General features: G+C 44.9%; 26 protein-coding genes. 14 read left to right on the top strand and 12 right to left on the bottom strand.

The features are described 5' to 3' along the window. Nucleotides 1–230 precede the first annotated feature (230 nt). Nucleotides 231–1199 carry a DUF362 domain-containing protein gene (locus tag JGK07_RS12420; RefSeq protein WP_293206944.1) on the bottom strand — a complete coding sequence of 323 codons (969 nt, stop codon included), beginning with the start codon at nucleotides 1197–1199 and terminating at the stop codon, nucleotides 231–233. Between the two features lie 138 nt (nucleotides 1200–1337). Between JGK07_RS12420 and JGK07_RS12415 the strand changes: the two genes are divergently transcribed. Then, complete coding sequence (locus JGK07_RS12415) at nucleotides 1338–1508, top strand: hypothetical protein (RefSeq protein ID WP_293206942.1); 171 nt, start codon at nucleotides 1338–1340, stop codon at nucleotides 1506–1508. Here the strand turns inward: JGK07_RS12415 and JGK07_RS12410 are convergent. Beyond that, the gene (locus JGK07_RS12410) at nucleotides 1501–1827 is read right to left on the bottom strand and encodes a hypothetical protein (RefSeq protein ID WP_293183703.1); all 327 of its coding nucleotides are present in this window, start codon (nucleotides 1825–1827) and stop codon (nucleotides 1501–1503) included. The genes JGK07_RS12415 and JGK07_RS12410 overlap by 8 nt on opposite strands. Before the next feature lie 176 nt (nucleotides 1828–2003). Continuing rightward, nucleotides 2004–3455: an aspartate ammonia-lyase gene (locus tag JGK07_RS12405; RefSeq protein WP_293206938.1), complete on the bottom strand. Its 1452-nt coding sequence runs from the start codon at nucleotides 3453–3455 to the stop codon at nucleotides 2004–2006. A 187-nt stretch (nucleotides 3456–3642) separates the two neighbouring features. On the opposite strand from JGK07_RS12405, the gene JGK07_RS12400 reads away from it, so the two are divergent. From JGK07_RS12400 to JGK07_RS12365, 8 genes are all read left to right on the top strand, one after another. Beyond that, the gene (locus JGK07_RS12400) at nucleotides 3643–3840 is read left to right on the top strand and encodes a hypothetical protein (protein ID WP_293183700.1); all 198 of its coding nucleotides are present in this window, start codon (nucleotides 3643–3645) and stop codon (nucleotides 3838–3840) included. Nucleotides 3841–3846: 6 nt separating this feature from the next. Further along, nucleotides 3847–4296, top strand: a complete 450-nt coding sequence (locus tag JGK07_RS12395; protein WP_293241899.1) for a hypothetical protein — start codon at nucleotides 3847–3849, stop codon at nucleotides 4294–4296. Nucleotides 4297–5065: 769 nt separating this feature from the next. Then, nucleotides 5066–6946: a hypothetical protein gene (locus JGK07_RS12390; RefSeq protein ID WP_293223979.1), complete on the top strand. Its 1881-nt coding sequence runs from the start codon at nucleotides 5066–5068 to the stop codon at nucleotides 6944–6946. A 443-nt stretch (nucleotides 6947–7389) separates the two neighbouring features. Beyond that, nucleotides 7390–9078, top strand: coding sequence for a DNA repair helicase XPB (locus JGK07_RS12385; RefSeq protein ID WP_293241895.1), 1689 nt, complete (start codon nucleotides 7390–7392; stop codon nucleotides 9076–9078). Between the two features lie 133 nt (nucleotides 9079–9211). Continuing rightward, nucleotides 9212–9436 carry a hypothetical protein gene (locus JGK07_RS12380; protein ID WP_293183692.1) on the top strand — a complete coding sequence of 75 codons (225 nt, stop codon included), beginning with the start codon at nucleotides 9212–9214 and terminating at the stop codon, nucleotides 9434–9436. Next, nucleotides 9433–9717, top strand: a complete 285-nt coding sequence (locus JGK07_RS12375) for a type II toxin-antitoxin system mRNA interferase toxin, RelE/StbE family (RefSeq protein WP_293183690.1) — start codon at nucleotides 9433–9435, stop codon at nucleotides 9715–9717. Before JGK07_RS12380 ends, JGK07_RS12375 begins: the two co-directional genes overlap by 4 nt. 182 nt (nucleotides 9718–9899) lie before the next feature. After that, nucleotides 9900–10307, top strand: a complete 408-nt coding sequence (locus JGK07_RS12370; protein WP_293183688.1) for a DUF2281 domain-containing protein — start codon at nucleotides 9900–9902, stop codon at nucleotides 10305–10307. Beyond that, complete coding sequence (locus tag JGK07_RS12365; protein ID WP_293183686.1) at nucleotides 10294–10623, top strand: type II toxin-antitoxin system PemK/MazF family toxin; 330 nt, start codon at nucleotides 10294–10296, stop codon at nucleotides 10621–10623. The genes JGK07_RS12370 and JGK07_RS12365 overlap by 14 nt, the downstream gene beginning before the upstream one ends. 281 nt (nucleotides 10624–10904) lie before the next feature. Here JGK07_RS12365 and JGK07_RS12360 read toward each other — a convergent pair whose 3' ends face one another. The 4 genes from JGK07_RS12360 to JGK07_RS12345 form a co-directional block, all read right to left on the bottom strand. Continuing rightward, on the bottom strand, nucleotides 10905–11621 hold the full coding sequence (locus JGK07_RS12360) for a hypothetical protein (RefSeq protein WP_293183684.1): 717 nt from the start codon (nucleotides 11619–11621) through the stop codon (nucleotides 10905–10907). A gap of 142 nt (nucleotides 11622–11763) precedes the next feature. Beyond that, nucleotides 11764–12372, bottom strand: a complete 609-nt coding sequence (locus JGK07_RS12355) for a hypothetical protein (protein WP_293183682.1) — start codon at nucleotides 12370–12372, stop codon at nucleotides 11764–11766. A 64-nt stretch (nucleotides 12373–12436) separates the two neighbouring features. After that, on the bottom strand, nucleotides 12437–12955 hold the full coding sequence (locus JGK07_RS12350; protein ID WP_293183680.1) for an SGNH/GDSL hydrolase family protein: 519 nt from the start codon (nucleotides 12953–12955) through the stop codon (nucleotides 12437–12439). Between the two features lie 352 nt (nucleotides 12956–13307). Further along, the gene (locus JGK07_RS12345) at nucleotides 13308–13643 is read right to left on the bottom strand and encodes a DUF4437 domain-containing protein (protein WP_293183678.1); all 336 of its coding nucleotides are present in this window, start codon (nucleotides 13641–13643) and stop codon (nucleotides 13308–13310) included. A 194-nt stretch (nucleotides 13644–13837) separates the two neighbouring features. On the opposite strand from JGK07_RS12345, the gene JGK07_RS12340 reads away from it, so the two are divergent. Further along, nucleotides 13838–15001, top strand: a complete 1164-nt coding sequence (locus tag JGK07_RS12340; RefSeq protein WP_293183676.1) for an iron-containing alcohol dehydrogenase family protein — start codon at nucleotides 13838–13840, stop codon at nucleotides 14999–15001. Nucleotides 15002–15234: 233 nt separating this feature from the next. Beyond that, entirely contained in the window at nucleotides 15235–16416 is a 1182-nt protein-coding gene (locus tag JGK07_RS12335; RefSeq protein WP_293183762.1) for an aspartate aminotransferase, read from the top strand. 258 nt (nucleotides 16417–16674) lie between these two features. Here JGK07_RS12335 and JGK07_RS12330 read toward each other — a convergent pair whose 3' ends face one another. Further along, nucleotides 16675–17817 carry a hypothetical protein gene (locus JGK07_RS12330; protein WP_293183674.1) on the bottom strand — a complete coding sequence of 381 codons (1143 nt, stop codon included), beginning with the start codon at nucleotides 17815–17817 and terminating at the stop codon, nucleotides 16675–16677. A gap of 447 nt (nucleotides 17818–18264) precedes the next feature. After that, nucleotides 18265–19143, bottom strand: a complete 879-nt coding sequence (dapF, locus tag JGK07_RS12325; RefSeq protein ID WP_293191949.1) for a diaminopimelate epimerase — start codon at nucleotides 19141–19143, stop codon at nucleotides 18265–18267. Nucleotides 19144–19200: 57 nt separating this feature from the next. Here dapF and JGK07_RS12320 point away from each other — a divergent pair, with 57 nt between their 5' ends. Continuing rightward, on the top strand, nucleotides 19201–19347 hold the full coding sequence (locus JGK07_RS12320) for a hypothetical protein (protein WP_293183669.1): 147 nt from the start codon (nucleotides 19201–19203) through the stop codon (nucleotides 19345–19347). A gap of 59 nt (nucleotides 19348–19406) precedes the next feature. After that, on the top strand, nucleotides 19407–19619 hold the full coding sequence (locus JGK07_RS12315) for an RNA-binding protein hfq (RefSeq protein ID WP_293183666.1): 213 nt from the start codon (nucleotides 19407–19409) through the stop codon (nucleotides 19617–19619). Between the two features lie 157 nt (nucleotides 19620–19776). Here the strand turns inward: JGK07_RS12315 and JGK07_RS12310 are convergent, their stop codons facing one another. Beyond that, entirely contained in the window at nucleotides 19777–19956 is a 180-nt protein-coding gene (locus JGK07_RS12310) for a hypothetical protein (protein WP_293196274.1), read from the bottom strand. A 16-nt stretch (nucleotides 19957–19972) separates the two neighbouring features. After that, nucleotides 19973–22288: a cation:proton antiporter gene (locus JGK07_RS12305; protein ID WP_293196272.1), complete on the bottom strand. Its 2316-nt coding sequence runs from the start codon at nucleotides 22286–22288 to the stop codon at nucleotides 19973–19975. Nucleotides 22289–22407: 119 nt separating this feature from the next. Here JGK07_RS12305 and JGK07_RS12300 point away from each other — a divergent pair, with 119 nt between their 5' ends. Next, nucleotides 22408–23499, top strand: coding sequence for an acyltransferase (locus tag JGK07_RS12300; protein WP_293183659.1), 1092 nt, complete (start codon nucleotides 22408–22410; stop codon nucleotides 23497–23499). Between the two features lie 256 nt (nucleotides 23500–23755). On the opposite strand, the gene JGK07_RS12295 is transcribed toward JGK07_RS12300, so the two are convergent. Further along, nucleotides 23756–24640 carry a formylglycine-generating enzyme family protein gene (locus JGK07_RS12295; protein WP_366055532.1) on the bottom strand — a complete coding sequence of 295 codons (885 nt, stop codon included), beginning with the start codon at nucleotides 24638–24640 and terminating at the stop codon, nucleotides 23756–23758. Between the last annotated feature and the right edge of the window lie 112 nt (nucleotides 24641–24752).

Below are 24752 nucleotides of genomic sequence, written 5' to 3'. Positions count from 1 at the left end.
GTAGATGATTACCCTAAAATTATGAGGATTCAGAAACAGATTTCTCCGGCATGGTTGTTAGCTTAGCATCTTATTGAAGATAACTCATTGAATTTCAATACTCAGGACAGGTTTTAGTCAGAAATCAGGCTGGGATAGGGTTTGGGCTTTCTCGACAGCTCAAATTTAAACGGTAGAATGAGGGTTTGGGCCACTGCCCAAAAATGTCGAAATTATTGTAACTTGCTTTGTCACTTGTTCGATAAAAACACACTTGTTCCCTTATTTTCTTTGATAAAGCGGATATAAAGGTGCTTGAACACTGACTTAATCACCCGAGGCATCCCAAAGTCGATCGGCATCATATTTTCCGGCAATTTCCAATCGAAAACCTTGAGAGTTTCCGGGCGCAACAGTGGAAAATCGAGTTCCTCCAAATTCGAGCACAGTCCCAATCTCATCGCCGCAGCTACAGTCGGAACCATTGCTGGATCGACATTAATAATTTCCACTAAAGTTCGATCCAAAGCAAACACATCACTGGAGGCGCCCAAAATTCCTAAAAACTTAGGTTCGCCGCCGCTGGGCCCGTTACCTTCGTGACCGATAATGCCATCCAAAATCGTCAAATTTGGGTTAATTGTCCGGGCCGTTTCTACCAGCATTTGACCGAATCTGGCGCTATCTTTGCCGGCTTCCATGTGCCACCAAGCCTTCATTTTCCCGGGCACGCAGCCGAACAAGTTTTTGACGCCCATTGTGACGGTTAATTGAACGTGAGATTTGAGTTTGGGCAGATTAATCACCACATCCGCTTCCATTGCTTCTTTGCAAAGTCGGAGATGATTGAAATCTTGGCTGACTGTTTTGTAACGTTTTGCTTGAAACTCTACTACGGGCAAATTTAGTTCTGCCAACAGTGGCAAATAACCGTTGGCTTTGGCGACACCCATGGCGCTACCAAAAGCCGGACTGTCTCCTAAAAACGGTTTACCACCTGCTTCGATGACCATTTTCGCCACGCAGTAAACTAATTCTGGGCGGGTGACGCATTCTTTGGTAGGGCGAGCACCTGTGAGGAGGTTGGGTTTGAGTAAAACACGATCGCCCGATTTGACAAAAGCTGAGATTCCGCCCAAGGGTGCGAGCAAGTTTTCTAAGGATTTTTGTAGCTTTTGGCGATCGTATGAATTGGCCCGAATTAAACTAACAGAAGACATAATCATTCAGTTGACAGTTGACAGTTGACAGTTGACAGTTGATAAAAGAAGGAAGAGGATTGGAGTAATGAATCGTGTTATTTTAATTTCTCCCGATCGGGGAGAGGCTTTAAACTAATTGTTTCTGGGAATCGGGAATTGGGAATTGGGATTTGGGATTTGGCGATCGGGAATTGGCAGGAGAAATGGATTATTAGTATTTTTACACTTCGTGATTACCAATTACCAATTACCAATTACCAATTACCAATTACCAATTACCAATTACCCATTACCAATTACCCATTACCATCAACCAAGTTTAAGTAGACATCGGCAATCTGCCAGAAGCAGCCCGCTGCATGGTACTAACTCGCAGGGAGTTAGGGAAAATTCCTTGACCTTGAAGTTCTGGGATAGCAGGTTTAACTTCCACTTTCACCAATCGGGCCGTGCAGATAAAAACCGTTTGATCGACTAGATGAAAAGTCAACCAAGGTTGATTTAACAAATTCAGCACTTCCTCTTGAAATTCTAGTGCGGGCATCGGAACAGTAAAGGTTTCCGTGTGACCTTCCACATAATGAAATGTCACTTGAGTGGTGTTCTCTTTATCTTGAGTTACTTTGCCAAAGGAACCTGCGCGCATAAATATTGCTCCCAAACTTTAGAGTTGAAAAGATTAAGATGGCGGTTGAAACCGCGTCTAAAGAAACCTAGGCGTTAGATAGGACGTACGGTTGAAACCGCGTCTACACAAACGAAGTCCACCTGCGTGGTGTAAAGAAAATAATTTAATTTTAACCGCCCGGCCTTCAACCCGCACTAGAAGGGTTTTGTTTTTATAGACGCGGTTTCAACCGCCCGGTTTTCTGGCATCGCACTCATTTTCTCCAAATCGAGAACTGTTGCCAAGTCTTCTGCATTCATTAAACCGCGTTCCAGCACAATTTGCCGCAAAGATTTGCCGGTTTCGAGAGATTCTTTGGCGACGGCGGCGGCGTTGAGATAGCCGATGTGAGTATTGAGGGCGGTAACGAGGGCGAGACTGCCTTCTGCGTAGGCGAGACATCGATCGCCATTGGCTTCAATTTTGTCGAGGCATTTGGTTGTTAGGGCGCTGATGGTGTTGCCCAAAATTTCGATGCTGTGAATTAGATTGTAGGCGATTAGGGGCATCATTACGTTCAATTCTAATTGTCCTGCTTGGGCTGCTAGGGCGATCGCGCTATCGTAACCCATAACTTGAAAACACACCATCGATGTCATTTCTGCCATCACCGGATTGTATTTCCCAGGCATAATGGACGAACCAGGTTGCACGGGAGGCAGTTGAATTTCCTTGAAACCCGTTTTCGGCCCGGAATCCATCAAACGCAAGTCGTGGGACATTTTAACGCAATCCTGAGCGAGATTTCGGATGGCGCCGGAGACATTGACAAACGGCGCCATACTCTGCATTGCTGCCATTAAATGCGGTGCTGGTTTCAGAGGTTTTTGGATTAATTCCGAAAGAATTTGAGCGACTTTTTCGCAGTATTCTGGGTGAGTATTTAAGCCAGTTCCTGCGGCACTTCCGCCCAATCCCAAGGATGTCAAATCGCCGGAAGCAGTGGTAATTCTGGCGCTGTGCTCTCTAAGAATCTGTGCCCAAGCGCGGAAGGTTTCGCCGAGTCGCACCGGGACGGCATCTTGCAGGTGAGTGCGGCCGGATTTGACGATATTGTGGAATTCTACGGCTTTTTTGTCCAGGGATGCGATCGCCCCAGACAAAGCCGGGAACAAAGTTTTTTCCAAAGCCAACAATCCGCCAATCCGAATTGCAGTTGGAATCACATCATTGGTTGATTGACCGTAGTTTACGTGATCGTTGGGACTAACGCGCTTGTAGTTACCTTTTTCATCGCCCATAATTTCCAAAGCGCGATTGGAAAGAACTTCATTGACATTCATGTGGTGAGAAGTTCCGGCGCCTGCTTGGTAGACATCAACGACAAATTGATCGCGCAAATTTCCTGCTAAAACTTCATCAGCAGCTTTAATCAGTGCTGTGCTGATATCTTCAGGAATGCAGCCGAGTTTACCGTTAGCTATGGCGGCAGCTTTTTTAATTAAAACGCAAGCATCGACGTAAGTTGATAAAGGCTTGATACCGCTAATTGGAAAATTTTCAACGGCGCGCAGAGTTTGGATGCCGTAGTAAACAGTAGATGGGATTTGTTTGTCTCCCATCGAGTCGCTTTCGGTGCGGTAGGTGATGGTTGGCTGTTGAGTCATATCGTCTGGTTTGTGATAATTAGGAAGTGTACAATTTTTTGGGTAACACCACGCTGCGGGTGTTTTTACTGTACCGCACCCGCTGGCGACTGTGCAGTAATGCTTCAACAGTTGACAGTTGACAGTTGACAGTTGACAGTTGACAGTTTGAGAGCGACCTCTACCTAGAAGGAAGAGGATTGGAGTAATGAATAGTCTGATTTTTATTTCTCCCGATCGGGGTTACGACTTTCAACCAATTCTTTCTGGTAAGTTGCGATCGCCTAGAATTATCTCACATCTCGGGGTTCCCTCTCCAATCAAGTTGGCGGTAAGGGCGATCGCACGCACACAGCCCCAGTCAGCTATAATCCTACAAGTAAACAAATTTCACTCTTACTGTTAAACTCCCATGAGAACACCAGCAAAAAGTTTCAAATTCCCGCTCAATATTTTGACGATCGGCTTAAGTGCATCCCTGATTTTTCCAGCTTCAGTAAAAGCCATATCCAGCATGGTTTCCTCCCCAGCAACTTCCGAAAAACCTGCCGTTTTAATGGCTAAGGTTCAGCAGCGAATCCAGTTCAAAAAAGGTACTAATTCAGCCGAAATCAAAGGAGGAGTAGCCCGTGGCACTGTCAATACTTATTTGATTAAAGCTAAAAAAGGGCAAAAGATGAATATCAAGATCCAATCAGTTGAGAAAAATGCTGTTTTTAACATCATAGACCCAAATACAAAGACGATAGTTAAAGAATCAAAAAACTGGTCTGGAGAATTGAGCCAAACAGGAGACTATGAAATAGCTGTCGGTACAGAAAGAGGAGGTGCAAGTTACACTATGTCAGTTTCGATCGAGTAAGTAACCACACAAAATTAATTACATAAAAACTCCTTTGTCGGCAATGGTTTCAGTTAGTCGTAGGGTGTGTCGCACGAGAACAATCCCTAAATTTCACGCCATATCTCATGGCGACGCACGTTACACATTGGGTGGACGAAACAAACCATACAATATAATTGTTCGTTTTGCTGATAAGAGGCTCAGTTTATAAGGTGCGTCCCTTTGAGATTGTCCATTTTTTTGAGGGATTGTTAATGGCGACGCACCCTACAGCTAATGTTGTATAAATGCCTGAAAATTGGTATTAAATCCTGACAAGCGAATTTCTTGATGGTACCCGCCACGTGATTTATCCGTGGAATCAATCCCAAATCGAAAATCTAAAATCCTCTCTTCCCCCAAATTTATCCGTGGGGTCGCCTCTAAAATCTAAAATCTAAAATCTAAAATCGATTGACTTGTGGGATGGTGCCCAGAGTCCGTCCGAAAATTTGATTAAAAGGACTTTTGCAAGAAGTCTAAGGTGCGTCGCTTTGAGATTGTCCATTTTTTTTGAGGGATTGTTAATGGCGACGCACCCGACTACTGTTGAACCGGGTAATTTTAGGGTGGTAAATATTCCATTAAAATTTAAAACAAATAATCTATACACCGTTCCGGTTCATCGTACCGTAACTGTTTAACCAAATTTCTGGATTTTGTAACAAAAGTTCAAGCTTTGCATCCCGTAAAGTTGTTATATTTGGGTTGCAAAAACAATTTTGAAGCGGGCGCATTGTCAAATATTATGTCGCGTTACCAAACCATAAATAACCTTGTTAGCCTCCAACAGGCACTCGAAGGAATAATTGTTGACGATTTAAAAAAGCTCAAAGCATTATTACCAGATCCTCGTAAATTAACCCGTAAAGCAGATCTGGTTGATGGCATTAGATCGCAATTGCTGGGAGAGAACCTTCGGAAGGTGTGGGCGAAATTAGACGACCTTCAAAAAGCGGCTGTAGCTGAAGTTATACATGGGGAGGATGGTATTTATTTTCCTGAGATATTTAGCGCAAAATACGGAGAACCAGCAAATTTTGGAACAAGCGATCGCTATGGAACTAACAGAGAACCATCACTGCTATGCTTGTTTATTTATGGCAGGCAGATACCCTACGATTTAGAAGAAGAATTGCTGAAATTTGTTCCAGAACCCAAAGAAGCCACGTTAGATAATGTTGGTGAAACATTACAAAATCAGGTTAAACTCAGCGTTCAAAGATATAACTATAGTACAGGAGAAAAGGAGACAGAAGAATACGATATTCCCTTGGCTTCTTGTGAAACACAGTTGGCAGCTACAAAGGATTTTGCAGCCGTTTTGCGTCTGATTCAGTCGGGTAAAGTTGCGGTTAGCGAGAAAACTGCTTTACCTACTGCTGGAAGTGTAAAGGCGATCGCCTCTATATTGCAAGGCGGTGATTTTTATAATGAGGAACAGCGTCAAATTAGCCTAGCCAAGGATAGCGACTACGATGATGAAGTATTCGCTGAAATCGGTAGCATCAAGCCCTTTGCTTGGATAATGATAGCGCAAGGGAGCAAGTTCGCGGAACGATCGGGCAAAAAGCTAGTTTTGACGAAAGCGGGACTGAAAGCTTTACAAGAATCACCCGCCAAAGGTTTACAGACAGCATGGAAGCGCTGGTTAAAGACAAAAGTCTTTGATGAATTTCGCCGCATTGATGCGATCAAAGGACAAACTGGGAGGGGTGCAGGTGGCATTACGGATGTGACGTGGCGGAGAGATGCGATCGCCTCTGTGCTCGCAGAATGTCCTGTGGGTAAGTGGGTTATGTTTCATGACTTTAGCCAATATCTAGTCGCAACGGGCCATAGGTTTGAGGTGACGGAGGAACCTTACTATCTGTATATTGGTGAACCTGGGTATGGAAACTTATCAGAATTGAGTGGCGACAGTTGGCGGATTCTGGAAGAACGATATATGCGGTGTTTTTTGTTTGAGTATGCTGCTACTTTGGGAATCATTGATGTTGCATATGTCGATCCGTTACTCATACCATCCGATTATGACTATCTTTGGGGAACGGACAATCTGGAATTCTTGAGTCGTTATGATGGCTTAGTATATTTTCGCTTGACGGCTTTGGGGGCTTATTGTTTGGATTTGACGGATAAGTATATTCCGCCAGCAATTGAGGTTCGTCAAACGCTGCGGGTATTGCCGAATCTAGAAATTATTGCGGCGGGAGATGGTGTCGAGACATCTGATGCGATCGTCCTTGATATCTATACTAAGAAAGTTTCGGATGTGGTGTGGCGTCTCGATCGCCCAAAAATCTTTGTAGCCATTGAAAACGGATATCCATTAGCCGAGTTTACAGAGTTTTTGGACGCCCGGAGTATTGAACCGCTGCCGCAAACTGTGCAACAATTTCTGACGGATGTTACAGAGCGATCGAATAGCGTGCAAGATATAGGTAGTGTCAGATTGATTGAATGTACTACCGCCCATATAGCATTGCTGATTGCGAATGATTCCCGTACTAAAAAGTTCTGTCAGTTGGCGGGCGATCGCACTGTAGCGGTTCCATTGGGCCAGGAAACGAAATTTCGCACCGCCCTGCGACAAATGGGTTATGTCTTACCCCAGTCGGATAAATAATACACCTGATATTATGAGTATCAACAATCGCGCGAAAACCTTTGTATCTTTCGTTTATAGCCGAGGCAAGATCCCCCTAAATCCCCCTTAAAAAGGGGGACTTTGAGCAGCATCCTGCCCCCCCACAAGAGTATTTGTAGGGTGCGTCGCTGGCGATAAATCCCTAAATGCGATCTACAATCTCGATCGCGACGCACCTTTCACATAGACTGGAATAAATAAACCAAACATTTCTCTTCCTTCTTCCTTCTCCCCTCTTTTTACCCTGATCGAACTCGAAGGGATTTTTTCCTTCTATCAACTATCAACTATCAACTGTCAACTGCCAACTGTCAACTATCAACTATCAACTGTCAACTGCCAACTGTCAACTGCCAACTGCCAACTGTCAACTGCCAACTGCCAACTGTCAACTGTCAACTATCAACTGTCAACTGTGAATTATGAGTTATGTTGCTGAAAATGCTTTAATCGTGCAGAGCGATCGCTCAATTTTACTAGAAGTTCACGCCCCTACAGCGAAATTAGCACGAGAAGCGATCGCACCTTTTGCCGAATTAATCAAAAGTCCCGAACACATCCACACCTATCGGATCACGCCCTTGAGTGTGTGGAATGCCAGGGCGGCGGGAATGTTAGTTGAATTGATGATCGCAGCGCTGCGAAAGTATGCTAAATATGATATTCCAGAATCGGTAGCGCAGGAAATTGAACTACTCGGTACGCGCTACGGATTGACGGTAATTGAAAGGATTGATGCGGAAAATCCCAATTTACAACTGCGGATTGTCGATCGCCCGCTGACGGAGTTGTTAGTGCGGGACGATCGCGTAAAACCGCTGTTAGGTAAGCGGATTTCGGATCTTTGCTTTCAAGTTGATGCGGGGAATCGGGGTGTACTCAAACAAGCTTTGCTAGCAGTAGGTTATCCGGCGGAAGATTTGGCTGGATATATCGAGGGTGCCGAGTTGGCGATTGCGTTGCGCGATCGCACTTTAGGAGGCGACTTACCCTTCAATTTGCGCGCCTATCAAAAGGAAGCCGTAGAGGCATTCTATCAAGGCGGAGAGGTTAGAGGTGGCAGTGGGACGATCGTCCTACCATGCGGGGCTGGTAAGACGATTGTGGGGATGATTGCGATGAGTTTGGTGCAGCAAAAGACACTGATTCTCACCAGCAGTTTGACTTCGGTGCACCAGTGGCGCAGGGAAATATTGGACAAGACGAGTTTAACTGAAGATGCGATCGCCGAGTACAGCAGCAACAGCAAAAAAACGGCTTCTGTAACTCTCTCGACTTACCAAATGCTCAGTTATCGATCGACTAAAGATGATGAATTCCCCCACTTCGAGTTATTTAACGCGCAATCCTGGGGACTGATTATCTATGATGAAGTTCATCTATTACCCGCACCGATATTTCGGATTACCGCCGACTTACAAGCGCGACGGCGGTTAGGTTTAACTGCGACATTGATTCGCGAAGACGGGAAAGAAGGCGATGTTTTCACGCTAATTGGCCCGAAGCGCTATGACGTACCTTGGCGGGAATTGGAAGGACAGGGATTTATTGCTACAGCTAATTGTACCGAAATCCGCGTCGCCCAAAATGAGGCAGAAAAAATGGAATATGCCCTAGCGCCGCGCCGCAGTCAGTTTCGGATTGCTGCGGAAAATCCGGGTAAGTTGGATGTGGTGCAAGGTTTGTTGCAAAAGGAGGCGGGACACCGTATTTTAATTATTGGTGAGTATCTCGAACAGTTGGATGCGATCGCCCGAGTTACCGATTTGCCACTGATTACGGGGAAGACAAAACAGGTTGAGCGCGATCGGTTATACGAAGCATTCCGTCACAAAGAGATTCCCGGATTAATTCTATCTCGCGTGGGCAATTTTGCCGTCGATTTACCCGATGCCGATGTGTTAATTCAAGTATCAGGTAAATATGGTTCTCGCCAAGAAGAAGCGCAGCGCCTCGGACGGATTCTCCGGCCTAAATCTGACGGACATACTGCGAGTTTTTATACATTAGTGTCGCTACAAACTTGCGAGGAAGATTTTGCGCGACACCGCCAACTGTTTCTGACTGAACAGGGCTACAGTTATACTATTGAGGTTCAAGGCGATGGTTAGTTGGCTTGGCAGGATAGACCGGGTGCATCTCATTTTTGCAAATATACTCGTAGGGGCGAAGCCCTTCCCAAATTGAGATGCACCCATCGATTAAGTTAAGCTATAATAGACTGATTGCAACCTTAACCTAAACATGACTCAAGCTGAAAAGACTTCTATTTTTCAAAAAGCAATAGATACCGTAGAAGCTCTCTCGCCTGAAGAGCAGAATATGCTGATCGATATCATTCAAAACCGTCTTAAGCAACAGCATCGCGATGAACTATTGAAAGCAGTTGCCGAGTCAGAAAAAGATTATGAAATAGGCAATGTGCGTCGAGGTACAGTTGCCGACTTGATGGCGGAGTTAGATGAGTGAAAACTTTAATTTGGAGTTCAGCCTTTACTCGTGCGCTCAAGCGTTTAGTTCGCCAAAATCCGCAATTGCGCTCTTTAGTTGAGCAAACATTACAACAACTTGCTGAAGAGCCATTTGCTCCTACTTTACGGACTCATAAACTCAAAGGAGATTTATCGGATAGATGGTCTTGTTCCATTGACTATAGCAATCGAATTGTGTTTAAATTTGTTCATAATTCAGATACAGATGAAGCAGAGATTTTACTGCTGACTCTTGGCTCTCATGATGATGTTTACTAAGTTTTATGAATACAGCCTCTAATTGCTTGGATGATTATGAAATGCTGGATGACTGTATATAACTGCTGATGGGATAGGATTTTAGCGATCGAAATTGTGATCGGCGTGATTTGCAAACATGGAACTACAAAACTTGGCTGCGTTATAAATAAACCGATCAACGCTTAAGGAAGGTAATTGAAATGTCAGAAACAATCAATTTTGAGCAAGCCGTGTTAGAGAATCTGCGACAGTTGCCAACTGAGAAACAAGAAGAAGTCCTCGACTTTGTACAATTCCTCGTGCAAAAAGCGTCACAGAAAAAGCAGTTATCCAGCGAAAGTTCTGAGTCTAACAATTCGCCAACAACCGCACCTACTCTCAAGCTCTCACTTACAGAAATTGCTAGGTTGCCGATCGCAGAACGCCATAAAATACTAGCACCATATATAGCAGCTACAGCCGAAGATTTTTTGACTTATCCTGAATTAACGGAGTTTTCGGTACTTGATGGCGAAGAATCTTTAATTGACTCAGCTATTACTCGCAGCCACGAGGCTTTTTTGAACAGCTACGCACCCGAAGACGAAGGACTTTATGATGACTATTGAATCGGGTGATTTTTGGGTAGCAAATATTCCCTTTACAGGTGGCGCAGGCTCTAAAAAACGTCCCATACTTTTATTGTGGTTGGATGGCGAGGATGTGGTAGCAGCAGCCGTCACCTCTGCCAAACCCCGCAGTCAAACTGATGTATTTCTTAATGATTGGCAAGCCAGCGGTTTGCGTATTGCTTCAACAGTGCGTTTATCTAGATTAGATTGTTTGGAAAAGTCTTTGTTGCTGGCGAAAATCGGACAAATTTCTCAAGCAGATGCAGAAGTAGTGAAACGAGTTTGGGATTTGTATGTTAAGCCTCAATTTTAATGATAAAGCGATCGCCCTTACAACTCCCACAACCCATGCCCAACCACAATACTTAATAAAAACTTTACAAAAGTTACCATGTTGCCCAACACGAGTTAGAGTTATCCTCTAAAATCCAGCAATCCTGCAAAGCGTCAACCTTCCCGTCACTTACGATGTCACATTAGCCAGATGTCCCGATTTATTGATACTCGACTACGGCTTAATTAAAACAGCGCCGCAAAAGACATCAAATAAATGTTAAGCAGCGCAACATATCTAAATCTAGTAAAATTTGACATCTACCGATATCTGAGTGAAAATCGTCTTATTTCATTAGCAGCTTCTTGCCGTAGATTTATTGATTCAAGCCTACCTAGCTCTTGCCACACCACATTAATAGGCATAAGTACGCCATTATTCACTTGAATAGTAGGGTATTCACAACCTGGATAATCTTCTCTAATAACCCAATCACCTTTTACTCTGCGTCGTATAACCTCTCCTACATAGGCAACTAGATTATCGTATAAATCAGCTTGAAGTTTTTCAAATCCATAACTTTCAGCCTTGCTAGATACAATGTCTAAACTTTTGTATGAATAATCCAACTCCTCATCCAAAATATCTAAATAAATTGTTAACTCATTAATCAATTCATCAACCTTGTTAACAAGCTGTAATTTGTTTTTTGAAAAATATATCCAATGACTTACAGAATTACCCCGGTTATTAGCATAGTCATCCCTCACCTTCTGTGTCCATCGAATTTTCCTCACAAAATATTCTTTAGAGTAAATATCTCCTCTACCAGGAATTGAAAATCCTTTGGGATCGAAAACAAATAGAAATCTATCATTTGATAACTCATAAATTTGAGGCTGATTCTTGTATCCAGTGCTATATGTCTCCTCAAAGAACTTTGTAAACTCCTCATGCAGTCTTCCCTCAGATTCTATTAATTCCTGAACCTGATTTCTTTTGAGCCGTTTCGCATTAAGAGATTTCTTCTTTCCCATTTTGATAATAAGTTTAAATGCAACTAATAGCCTAAGTCAAAATAATTGAGCAATTCGTAAACAGTATTTACTGTTTTTTGGCAGGATTCGCAAAAAGTTCTGCACAAGTTGAAAACTCTATTTGATTTATCCGTCAAAAATCTCAATTCTCAAACCTTACCATCCAAACTAAAAAACCCAAAATTTGCTCTACTGGCGGTAAGGAGTAAATATTCAGGTCGATGGTTACTTCGTTTCCAATAAGCTGAAGAAATTGCCATTGGAGACCATTAGTAACACAACCATAGAGGGTAGGTAAAGGTTTTTGTTTAGCTTCATTAAATTTCTGTGCCGCCACCATTTCTGCAACACACTGACCAATTCCTGTTTTTAAATCTGCCTGTTTTGCCTCTACAATAATAATGGCGGGTGCTTCAATTGCTAATTGTTCTGTGGAACAACTGATCAAAAAGTCGCAGCGTCCATTCAATCCCAGAGATTCGTCTACGTTGAAATCTTCCCCAGAGAACAGACTAATTTGACGGTTGACAATGCGGCGAACCTCTACAAGCACAGGGCTAATAATTAGCTCCGATCTGGCTTTTTCGCTGCCTGTAGCTACAGCAAGTGGCAAGGTTTCTTCCAGAGTTGCCGCCAGACTAATACTGGGTTGGATGGGGGCAATTTTAGGGAGAAATCTGATTCCTTCTACTGTGGTTAAATTGAAGGCTTCTTTAACCTTGCTGATGGTTGTGAATTGACTGTATGGCATATTTTTGTGGCTCTCATTAACTAATATATTGTTTCTGTGTCAAAAATGAAATTTTATACATTTTCTATTTCTGTACTTTCTTCTGTTCCATTGTATTGAGCAGTTGCGACAAATTCTGATTGAGAATTTCATACCCTTGTTCGTTCAAGTGTAGTTCATCGCTTCTATATTTCGGTAATATCATTCCCTGACTATCGCCAAGAATAGGGAATGTATCGAACACTATGATTTTCTCTCCAGCTAATGTAGCGATGTAAGTATTGACTTCTTTAATTGCCCGACTTATATCATCAGACCAAAAAGGCTTGCGTTCTAGTGGCACTTCTCCGACTGGGAAAATAGTAGTCACGATTACTACTGCACCTAGATTCTTAGATTCTTCGACAATTCGTTTAATATTTGCTTGACAATTGGCAACGATCGCATTTCTGCTTTCAGGAAACAAGGGAATGGTTTTCAGATCGTTGACACCAACTTGGATAATTACGATTTTGGGTTTTAAGGAACTCACATGATAGGCAGGCAAATCTCTCGATCGCCTGAACAGAGGTTTGAGAACCAATTCCCCGGTTAATAAACTCATATTCACCGAGATTCGGTGATGTCCAACTGGCGGCCCTGGAGTCACCAAAGAAAACCACACGGGTTTGCTTGGTATTAGTAACTGGCTGGGCATCGATCGGATGGTTGTTCAATCCCAGAGGATCTAAACGAGTTTGATTGAGTTCGCGATAATACTGTTTGGCTCGACCCAAAAGCAGAATATTTAGGAAAATTGAACTTCCTAGCACTAATAAAAGAGCGATCGACAGAATAGTAGGTTTGCTCACTGCCATGTTTTTGGAATTGCGCTGCAATTTAATGTCATATCTTAGGAGAACTCAATATCGATATACTAGCGATATTTAGCTGCATAGCTATCCATTCATCCTAAGTTATGTTCCTTCAAATTCTCCCATTGCTCCCAGCCGAATAGTGATTAACTCTACATCGGTTAACGCTTCATGCGCTCCTTGTCTTGTTCCTTTTGGGGTTGTCCAAAAGCATCCCGCTTCACACACCCGATCGCCCGTTTTAAGACTACCCGAAACGACGAATACATACTCATCAGCCGGATGAGTATGAACTGGAATAATTGTACCTTGCTTCATCTTCAAGCGATGAATCGATCCTTGCGGCACAGGCTCAGCTAATACCACCCAACTTGTCCCAGGAAACACCGATAAATCAGCGAATTGTTGTGTGGATAAGTCTTGAAAACTTTGAGTCATAGGTTTTATTCTCGCCGTGCTGTACATTCATTATACCGATCGCCCTTACAACCCCCCCCAGCCCATGCCCAACCACAATACTTAATAAAAACTTTACAAAAGTTACCATGTTGCTCAACACGAGTTAGAGTTATCCTATAAAATCCAGCAATCCTGCAAAGCGTCAACCTTCCCGTCACTTATCCAGTGGTTCGATGACTCACACCCAAAGCACCAAAACCGCCACCCCTACTGCAATTTATTCCTTGACAATTGCTCCCGCCTGTGTATTGCGCGGTCAAAACGCTCTATCACAAGCCGGAAATGCGATCGCCCGTTTCGGAAAGCGGCCCCTAATAGTCGGCGGTAGCAACTCCCTCGCCGCCGCCCAACCCTACCTGCAACCAATCCTCGAAGGCAGGGCGAGCCAGGGGGCATCGCCCCTACAATCCGCGCAAACAGCCTACGGCAAGGATTGCAGCGAAACCAGCCTCGAAACCCTCCGCGCAGCCGTCCAAACCCACAAAGCCGACTTCATCATCGGCGTCGGCGGCGGCAAAGCCTTGGATGCAGCCAAACTCCTCGCCCATCAGTGCAAAATGGCGATCGTCACCATCCCCACATCAGCAGCCACCTGCGCCGCTTGGACAGCACTTTCTAACATTTATTCCGAACAAGGTGCGTTCCAATACGATGTCACATTAGCCAGATGTCCCGATTTGTTAATACTGGACTACGGCTTAATTCAAACAGCACCGCAGCGGACATTAGTAGCAGGAATTGGAGATGCGATCGCCAAATGGTACGAAGCATCAGTCAGCAGCGGACACTCAGAACAAACTCTGATAATTTCTGCCGTCCAACAAGCTAGAATCCTGCGCGATATCCTGTTCCAAAAAGCAGCCGCCGCCCTCAAAGAACCAGGTAGCGAAACCTGGCAAGAAGTCACAGACGCCACCGTATTGCTAGCAGGAGTAATCGGCGGAATTGGCGGGGCCGGGTGTCGCACCGTTGCCGCCCACGCCGTCCACAACGGCCTAACTCATCTATTAGCAAGTCACGGCACATTGCACGGCGAAAAAGTTGCCTACGGCATATTAGTGCAACTGCGGCTAGAAGAAATTCTGCAAAACAATCAACTAGCAGCAACCGCCAGACAGCAACTGCTAAAATTCTACGCCGAGATTGGATTGCCTCAAACTTTAGACAACTTAGGACTCGGAGACGTTAGCCTCACACAATTGCAGCGCGCCGCCGAAATAGCCTGCCATCCCAATTCGGACATCCACAGACTGCCATTTAAAGTTGTTCCCGAACAATTAATGGCAGCGATGGTTTCTACCACCGCACCTGTGGGAGAATTGAAAATCAAGAATTAAAAAAGTTTGTAGTAAGGACTTTAGTCCTTGAAAGGTTGCCCTAGAAAGCACTGAAATCCTTACTACTAACCAGGCAAAATCCGATGTTTTCTACCGCACAACTTGTGAGACAATTAAAAATTAATAATTAAAACAGTTTGGAGTAAGGACTTTAGTCCTTAAAAAACTGTGTGAGAAAGGACTTCAGTCCTTACTACGAACCCGAAAAACAACTAATAACTGATACACAAAAAATGACTTTGGATTGGATTAGCCCTGCTGACAGGTTGCAAAAACTACCGCCCTACGTATTTGCCCGTCTCGACGAACTCAAAGCCCGCGCCCGCGAACAAGGACTAGATTTAATAGACTTAGGAATGGGAAACCCCGACGGTGCGACTCCGCAACCGGTAGTAGAAGCCGCCATCGCAGCTATCCAAAATCCTGCAAATCACGGCTATCCGCCCTTTGAAGGAACTGCCAGTTTTCGCCGTACAATTACCAAATGGTACAGCCGCCGCTACAATGTTGAACTCGATCCAGAAGGGGAAGCATTACCTTTATTGGGTTCTAAAGAAGGTTTAGCGCATTTTGCGATCGCCTATATCAATCCCGGCGACTTAGTATTAGTACCGAGTCCCGCTTATCCCGTATTATTTCGCGGCCCAATCATCGCCGGTGCCAAAGTTCACAACATCATCCTCAAACCAGAGAATGACTGGGTAATTGACTTAGGTTCCATTCCCGACAGCGTAGCCGAACAAGCCAAAATACTCTACTTTAATTATCCCAGCAATCCGACCGGAGCAACGGCCCCCCGCGAATTTTATAAAGATATTGTTGCTTTCGCACACAAACATCAAATTTTGTTGGTTCACGATTTGTGTTATGCGGAATTAGCCTTTGACGGCTATCAACCGACAAGTTTATTAGAAATTCCCGGCGGCAAAGAAATCGGAGTTGAATTTCACACCATGTCAAAAACCTACAATATGGCCGGCTGGCGAGTCGGTTTTGTAGTTGGAAACAGCCGGATCATTCAAGGTTTGCGAACTTTAAAAACTAACTTAGATTACGGCATATTTTCTGCCTTGCAAGCAGCAGCAGAAACAGCGTTGCAATTACCAGATAGTTACTTGCACGAAGTGCAGGAACGCTACCGCACTCGCCGCGATTTTATGGTTGCAGGATTGGCAGAATTGGGGTGGAATATTCCTAAACCTCTGGCTGCAATGTATCTTTGGGTTCCTTGCACTCAGGGCATGAGTTCGACAGATTTTGCCCTGAATGTTTTGCAGCAAACGGGTGTTGTTGTGACTCCTGGTAATGCTTTTGGGCCTGGTGGTGAAGGATATGTGAGGGTTAGTTTGATTGCAGATTGCGATCGACTGGGAGAAGCTTTGCGCCGTTTGAAACAAGCAAACATTCGCTATTAATTACTGGTTACTGGTTATTGGTTATTGGTTAGTTGTTGGTGATAAGCTGCTCTGCATTTAAATTGTATATCAAAAAAGACTCAAAATCTTGTGGGGTGTCCCGCCTGCCCTGAATATGCAATAGACATCTCCAGAAAAGCCAGTTTTGAACAGGCAGGATGCTTGTTCCACAAGAATTATTGGAGATGTCTAATTTAAATGCCCAATTCCCAATTCCCAATGCCCAATTCCCAATTCCCAATTCCCAATTCCCAATGACTATAACGTTTTAATTTGCTCGATCGCCCAGTTGAACGTTTCCATAACTTGCTGGAGGGCAAATTCGTCTTCCAAAGTAGATAAAGCCAGACTCGGCGACCTTCTCTCGCCCGGTTCTGTAGGTAGCGAAAGACCGATCGAACTTAGCTTATTTCTCAATTCCAGCCAATTTTTTTCTGCATTAAATGGCGGTTGGGAACCGTAATTGTCAGCAGAAATCTCCATTCTGCCAGCAATATCTACAGTGAATAACTGATATGGTTTTCTGCCTCTGTGATGCAACCCGGCGGCGAAACCGCCGTAGGTGTCCCCCGTTCCCCAATGGATTTGAATTTCGGGTTCTTGACTTTTTGCCCAAAGGTATATAGCTCTTGCCATTTGCGCCTCGTCCGCGCCTTGTCTGGCTTTGATTTCCGCAAAAAATGACGATTCATCCCAGCGCCTTCTTTCGCGCATTGCGTTGGATTTTTTATGCTGTGCTTCGGCTGTCTGACCGATCACTCTGGGAACCAAGGTTCTCAAACCGTCTTCACTTACATATTGCTTAATTTCCAGGGCCAAAACTTCAACCGGATCCATTTGTTCGTTGAGAAATTCCACAACTCGGCGCATTTCAGCGGAAATCTCGTCTGCTACAAATACTAAGCGAATTTTACCGGCTTGCAAATTAGTTTTAACTTTCTGCCAAAATAGGTCTTCATTAGCATCCGCACCGAGAAACTCTTCAAAAATCTGTTCGGGATCGCGACCCCGATCGCGACAATTGGCTTCAAACAGAGCAATAATTGAATCTATTGGCCAGTAAACCAACGCATTAGCAGCATAGTCGATCGACTGACCTAAAACTTTTTGCCGGAGTGCAGCATTAGGAGTGCGCCTGACATCCACCAAAGTAGGAACTGCATTTTGGTCGAGAAACAAATGATCCAGCGACCATTGGACGGCAGTTTCCTCATCGGTGGGCACTGATTCCCGTGAAATTAACAGCCACTTCCGCGCCGTCGCCCGATCGATTTGATCTCCGGCAATCAGATTAGGATAAGTTACAAGCAAGTCTTGTAACTGGTCTTCCGAGTCGTAGGGCTGTTCCATCATTTCTACCAGCCTGTCGTCGTCCTGAATCAGATAAATACCTCCAGCCATGCACATCCACCTACTTAATTTTAGATTTTAGATTTGAGAATTCAGGCTTAGTCAGTTGATAGTTGACAGTTGACAGTTGACAGTTGACAGTTGTCATTAGTCATTAGTCTTCAGCCTATGATATCGTTTTCGGTTGCATCGGAATTATGTAGTGCAAGCGTCCATAGCGAACGATTGGTTCCCGAGTGAGACGCTCGCACGCTCCATCATTCAAATATATTATTCCGATGCTACCGGATTTGATATGACTTCACAAGGCGCAAGGCATTAGTCATTGAGCATTCTTGATAATTAAAGAATTAAAGAAAAATTTGGAATTTAAGAATTTTTCTTGACAACTGTCAACTGTCAACTGTCAACTGTCAACTGTCAACTGTCAACTGTCAACTGTCAACTGTCAACTGTCAACTGTCAACTGACAACTGTCAACTGACAACTGTCAACTGACTACTGACAACCAGTAAATACTCGCTGTGCTGGCCCAGTCATGTAAATCCGCCCAGAAACTTCTGCCCATTCGATTTCCAAAACGCCACCGGGGAGTTCAACAGCAGTTGTCCGATCGCACTTTCCGACCAACACCCCAGCCACCACAGCAGCACAAGCACCAGTCCCACAAGCTAGAGTAACACCTGCGCCCCTTTCCCACACCCGCATTTTTACGTAGTCCCGTCGTATCACTTGAATAAATTCGGTATTTATACGCTGCGGGAAGGCTGGGTGGTGTTCAAATTGAGGGCCGAGAGTTTCCAAAGCCACAGCCGAAACATCTTCTACAAACGTAATGCAGTGAGGATTTCCCATGCTGACACAGGTAACAGACCAAGATTTATCAGCAACTTCGATCGGCACATCTATCACTTTGGCATCTGGTGCAGCCAAAGTTGTCGGAATTTCCGCAGCCAGCAACCGGGGAAGTCCCATATCCACCTTAACCTGACCGTCCGATCGCAATTCGGGGCTAATCACACCCGCCAGAGTGTGGATGCGATACTCAGTCTTAGATTTACTCCCCCCCTTAGCAAGGGGGGGCTGGGGGGGGTGAATTTCCGCTGCTTCCAAATCGGCGATAAACTTAGCCAAACAGCGAATCCCGTTGCCGCACATTTCCGGTTCCGAACCGTCGGAGTTAAAAATCCGCATCGTATAGTCAGTGCCGTTTTGACCCGGAAGAGCAAAAATCACGCCGTCTGCGCCGATCCCAAAATGTCGATCGCACATGGACACAGCTTGTTCTGGTGTTAAAACTGGTTCTGAGGAGTGGCGGTTGTCAATCAGAATAAAATCATTGCCCAGTCCGTGATACTTCGCAAACTCGATCGACATAAAAACAAACCTCTGTTGACAGTTGACAGTTGACAGTTGACAGTTGACAGTTAATAGTTGACCCAACGACTGCGTTTATCCGCTCGCGTAGCCGAAGGGCGATCGGGTAAAGCAGTTGACCCTTCGTCTACGCGAACCCGCAAGCAGTTGACAGTTGATAGCAAAAAAATGACTAATGCTGTTCGCGATCGGGGACAGCACTAATGACCGATGACTAATGACTAATGATTAATGACTAATAACCAATTTACCCATTTCCCAGTATGTCTGAATTTGAGACCGGATTGCCCAGCGTTCGCTTAATACAAAGCTACATCAAAGACAAAGAACAGTTAGAGATCAAACTGATGACTGGCGACTTGTTAGCCGGCAGAATTTTTTGGCAGGATCATAGCTGCATTTGCCTCCTCGATGCCTCAGAAACACAAATTCTGATCTCGCGATCGGCAATTGCTTATCTCAAACCCAACGCGTGAAGAAGAGGGGGAGAGGGGGAGAGGGGGAAAATCTTTCCTGTTCGCTCTTCCTTCCATCCGTTATATCGTTTCCGGGTGCATCGGAGTTATATAGTGCGAGCGTCTCGCTCGCGAACCAATCGCGAGCGAGACGCTCGCACTACATAATTGAAATATATTATTCCGATGCTACCGGATTTGATATTACATCCGTTACATCCCCTACAGGGCTTCCGTCTTCCGTCTTCCGTCTTCCGTCTTCCGTCTGACTAATAACGTTCGATCGCGCGGACAGCACCAATGCCCCATGCCCGATGCCCGATGCCCGATGCCCGATGCCCGATGCCCGATGCCCCATGCCCCATGCCCCATGACTAATCGCTAAATAGCTTTTCGCTAACTTGGGCGGTGACAAAAGGCAGCTTTAAGGCTGGTTGCGGCAGCGGAGGCGAGGCCGTCCGCTGCATCAAGCCGAGCTCGTAGAAGCCGCCGCACAGCAGCAAACGATCGCCCTCTTGCAAATCAGTAGTTCCATCCGGCCAGCGAGTAAACTTCCCTTCCCGGCGGATCGCCCGCACCTGCACCCCATACTGAGTGAGCAAATCTACCTCTGACAGTTTTTGGCCAACCCAAGGACTGTTGGCTGGTAACCTCAACCACTGACAAGAACTGTCGCCCTCGGGGACAGCAACTTCGCCCTTCGCCAGCAACTCAAAACTAATCAGTTCTTCCGGTTCACCCACTACCAAAAGTCGATCGCCCGACAGTAAAGCAGCCTTCCCGTTAGGATAATCAATTTCCTCGCCATCTTCGCGGACGATCGCCATCACGCTGACCCCTGTCAACTGCCGCAAGTTAGTTTCTTCCAGAGTCATCCCACCAATGGGAGAGCCCTCCGGTAAGTTGTACCAATCGCCGTTGAGATCTCGAACCGCCACTTTCAAATCCCGCGAAACCGCCAAAGGTTCCCGCGCCGGCCGCAATTCCAGATAGCGGCTGCTGCGAATTTGCTGCACATCTCGCCCAATAGCCATTGCTGACAAACCCATCCCAGCCAGCAAGTGGGCAGACAGTTCTAAACTAGCCTCAAACTCCGGCTGCACAACTTCCCAAGCCCCCAGTTGGTAAAGCAGTTCAATATCTTTATCTTTGTTGGCGCGCACCACAATATCCAAATCCGGGACTAATTCTAAAGCCCGCTTCAGACACAAGCGAGTGCTCATCGGATCGGGAAGAGTAATCGCCATTGCTTTGGCGCGTTCTACCCCGGCGGCTTCCAATACGTGCAAGCTAGCAGCATTCCCGTAAATGTAAGGAATTCCTGACACTCTGCATTCTTGAATTCTGCTTTCCGACTCGTCGATTACCACAATTGAACAGTTGCGGCTTTGCAGCACTTTGACTAAATTTCTGCCAACTCGCCCGTAGCCACAAACCACAACATGATTTTGTTCCGGCAAAGTTTCAGCTATTTCGACAGGTTGAGATGTTTGGTCAAAATAGCGCTGCAAAGGCCCGAAATTTTCCGCCCACTTGAATAACTGTGGCACGCTTCTCAATACAAACGGCGTCAGCACCAAGGTGACTGCTGTCGTTCCTAAAATTAATAGGTAAACGTTTCGCGAAACCAGTCCCATAGCTTGGCCAGAACTAGCGAGTACAAAGGAAAATTCTCCGATTTGAGCTAAGCCCAAACCTGCGATTAATGCTGTTTTTAGGGGATAGCCAAATAATCGGACGATCGGCGTTACAATCAAGAATTTGCCGACAAATACTAGAAATACCAGTCCTAGAATTAACTCTAGATGGTTCCAGAGAAACACCGGGTCGATTAACATTCCGATGGTAACAAAAAATAAGGATGCAAAAATATCTCGCAAAGGCTCGACATAAGTTAGAGTTTGGTCGGCATATTCCACCTCCGAAATCATTAAACCCGCCACAAATGCGCCCATCTCGATCGAGAAACCCAGATATTCTGTCAGCAGCGCAATCCCTAAAGCCAAAACCACAACTCCCAGCAAAAACAGTTCCCGGCTTTCTGTTCTCGCGAGGTAGCGCAGCAACTGCGGTACGATCCAAATGCCCGCTACTACTGCACCCGCAGCAAATAATCCGATCCGCACCAGGGCCCAGACTACCGTCATGCCGATCGCCTCTGCGGGCTGGTTGAGGGCCGGCAAAACTGCCAGCATTAGCCCCAAAGCCAAATCTTGAACTACCAAGATTCCCAGCATGACTTGTCCGTGGGAAGTACCGCCTTCATTGCGTTCCATCAAGCATTTGAGTACAACCGCCGTCGAGGAAAGCGACAGGATTGCCCCTAAAAACACCCCTTGGGCAGGGGATTCTACCCAGCCTACACCCAAGGAAATTGCAGTAGTAATGGCGATCGTCAGCACAATTTGCAAGCCCCCCCCGCCCAGACTAATTGCTTTAACTCGATTTAGTTCGGCGAATGAAAACTCTACTCCCAAAGCAAACAACAGAAAAGCCACACCAAATTCTGCCAGGGTGTCTACCTGAACTAATTCTTTAATCAGCCCCAAACCGGCCGGCCCAACTACGATCCCTCCCAGGAGGTATCCGAGAATTACCGGCTGTCGCAACAACGATGCAAAGAGTCCTCCTGCTGCGGCAGCAGCGAGAACTAGAACTAAGTCAACAATCAGTCGGAAGTCTTCTTGCACAACTTTATGAAAAAAGTGTAAAGTTATATTATAGTGTTTAATGTGTTGACTATGTTGGGGGGCGTTGACTATAGTTGAGTAGCAAGCCCAACTGCCACTCTTGAACAAGGTATTTTCTAATGACAAAGAGTTCAAATCCTCACAAAAAGCTTAATCTCTTGCAAGTTTATCGAGGGATTGGGGCTTTATTGGTGGTAATGTTTCACGTCAACCAGATGAGCACGGAAAGATTAAATCAAGTTACTTTTTTTAATTTATTTCAGGCTGGGTGGAGTGGTGTTGATTACTTTTTTGTATTGAGCGGTTTTATCATGGTCTACGTTCACCGATCGGCGATCGGTAAAAAAGACCAGTTAAAATCATTTTTAGTCAAGCGCTGCGTGCGAATTTACCCAATCTACTGGATAATTACTCTGACAGTTGTGTTTTTCTTTCTACTGATTCCAGGTTTTGCTAATGCTCAAGACTTAAGTTTGGACAAGATAATTCTGTCGCTGCTATTGATTCCTCAATATGGCAAGCCAATTCTCGATGTAGGTTGGACTTTAGTTTACGAAATTTATTTTTATGTATTGTTCAGCATAGCTATCTGGCTAAAACCTAAACAGTCTGTGCCTCTGCTGTCGGCTTGGCTATTTGTCACATTTCTACATTTTTCTAAAGTAGTAACATTTCCCGATGCTTTTTTCTTGCTGAATCTAGTATTTGGCAATATGAATCTAGAATTTGTTTTGGGTGGCTTGGCTGCGTATATCGTGCTTAAATATAACAATAAGATTACTAATTACAGATGGATATTATTTGGGATAGCAAATTTAGGATATGTTATTTTAGGACTGTTTGTGGCTTGGGGCAACATTGAGTTCGATCGGATCAAGACTTTTGCAGTGCTGGCAGCTATATTAATCGTTGCTGCAACTTCGATCGACCTTAAGGATTCTCCGAGACTTCCTTATCTTTTAATTTTCCTGGGCGATGCCTCATATTCAATATTTCTGCTCCACAGCCCGGTGATATCAGCAACTACAAAAATTGTGCAAAAGGCAAATTTAGGAAAATATTTCGACGGTTTCTTTGCTCCGGCTATGGTGGCATTGTTTGCTGTAGTTGTCGGCTGCATATTCTACTCTTTCATCGAAAAACCATTGACAGTTTATCTGCGGAAAAATATTGTTGAAAAAATGTTTCTTCCGAAGGCGCAAGCCAGCTAATTGTAGGGTGCGGATCTGTGAGATGTGCGGTGCGATCGAGCTTAACTTGCGATCGATTTACCGCAATACGTCAGCAGGGGGGGGATTTTGAGGTGTAGGGTGCGTCGCAATCCAGAATCTCGGTAAAAAATCGAAAAATCTAAAAGCGACGCACCACAGGGTTTAATTAGTTCGATCGCACTTTATTTTCCATGGTGCGTCGCTGTGAGATTGTCGATCGCATTTGCAGATTGTAGAAGAATCCGCACCCTACAAACTAGACAAAAACAAGAGCTACACGAAAACCGCAGCCCACGACGCAGCTACCCACGGAATTCCAGCTACGATAGGCACTGCGGGAATGAACCGCAAAAGAATCCCAGTAGCCACCACGTACCACTCTACCCCTACCTGCGTGACTTTCCCAGCAACTTCCGTCAGTTGGTGCGCCTTCATAATTTTGGTGCCATTTATCGCCACACCATTCGCTAACATTGCCGTGCATATCGTACAGTCCAAAGGCATTAGGGGGAAAACTCCCGACATCTGTTGTTTCTCCTCGGTAGAGTCCTTTGGAAGCGTTTGCGGAGGCTTTGCGTCCGCTATAGTTAACTAAATAAGTGGTAATTATTTCCCCAAAGTGAAATGGGGTTGTTGTACCCGCACGACAGGCATATTCCCATTCTGCTTCACTCAGGAGGCGATACTTTTTCCCGGTTTGTAGCGAAATTTTGTCACAGAATTCGACAGCATCATTCCACGATACTTGCTCTACAGGATGTTTTTCGCCTTTGTAATACGATAGGTTGTTTCCCATTACTGCTTCCCACTGTGCTTGGGTGATGGGGTATTTGCCTGCATAAAAACTGGCTACTGTAACTTGATGCTGCGGATTTTCACAATTCTCTCGTCCTGCTTCTCTGTAAGGAGAACCCATCATAAATTTGCCACCGGGAATGTAAACCATTTCCAGTAAAGTTGAGTTACCTAAGTCTTCAGGGAAGAAGCGAGCAAATGACTTAGTGCGGCTGTTTTCTTTGCCAGAGGAATCGACTGTGATGACATCAAATTTAAATGTGGGTAAATACTTGGAAAACTGTAGTTTTATCTTTAAGTCATTTTTATCCTTCAGCAGTGAGTAGGCCGCTAATTTTATCTGCATTGACTCATCCTGCGGCTCTCCTGACTTTATGGTGTATAATGTAACAAACAATACATTTACTGTCATGGACTTTTATTTAGACTATATATTAGACTTGCCTGGAGTCAAGATT

This window comes from Microcoleus sp. PH2017_24_DOB_U_A (genome assembly GCF_020738205.1).
In the GTDB taxonomy this organism is placed as follows: Bacteria; Cyanobacteriota; Cyanobacteriia; order Cyanobacteriales; family Microcoleaceae; genus Microcoleus.
The sequence above is the reverse complement of the archived record's forward strand: the minus strand, read 5'-3'. Positions and strand labels throughout refer to the sequence as shown.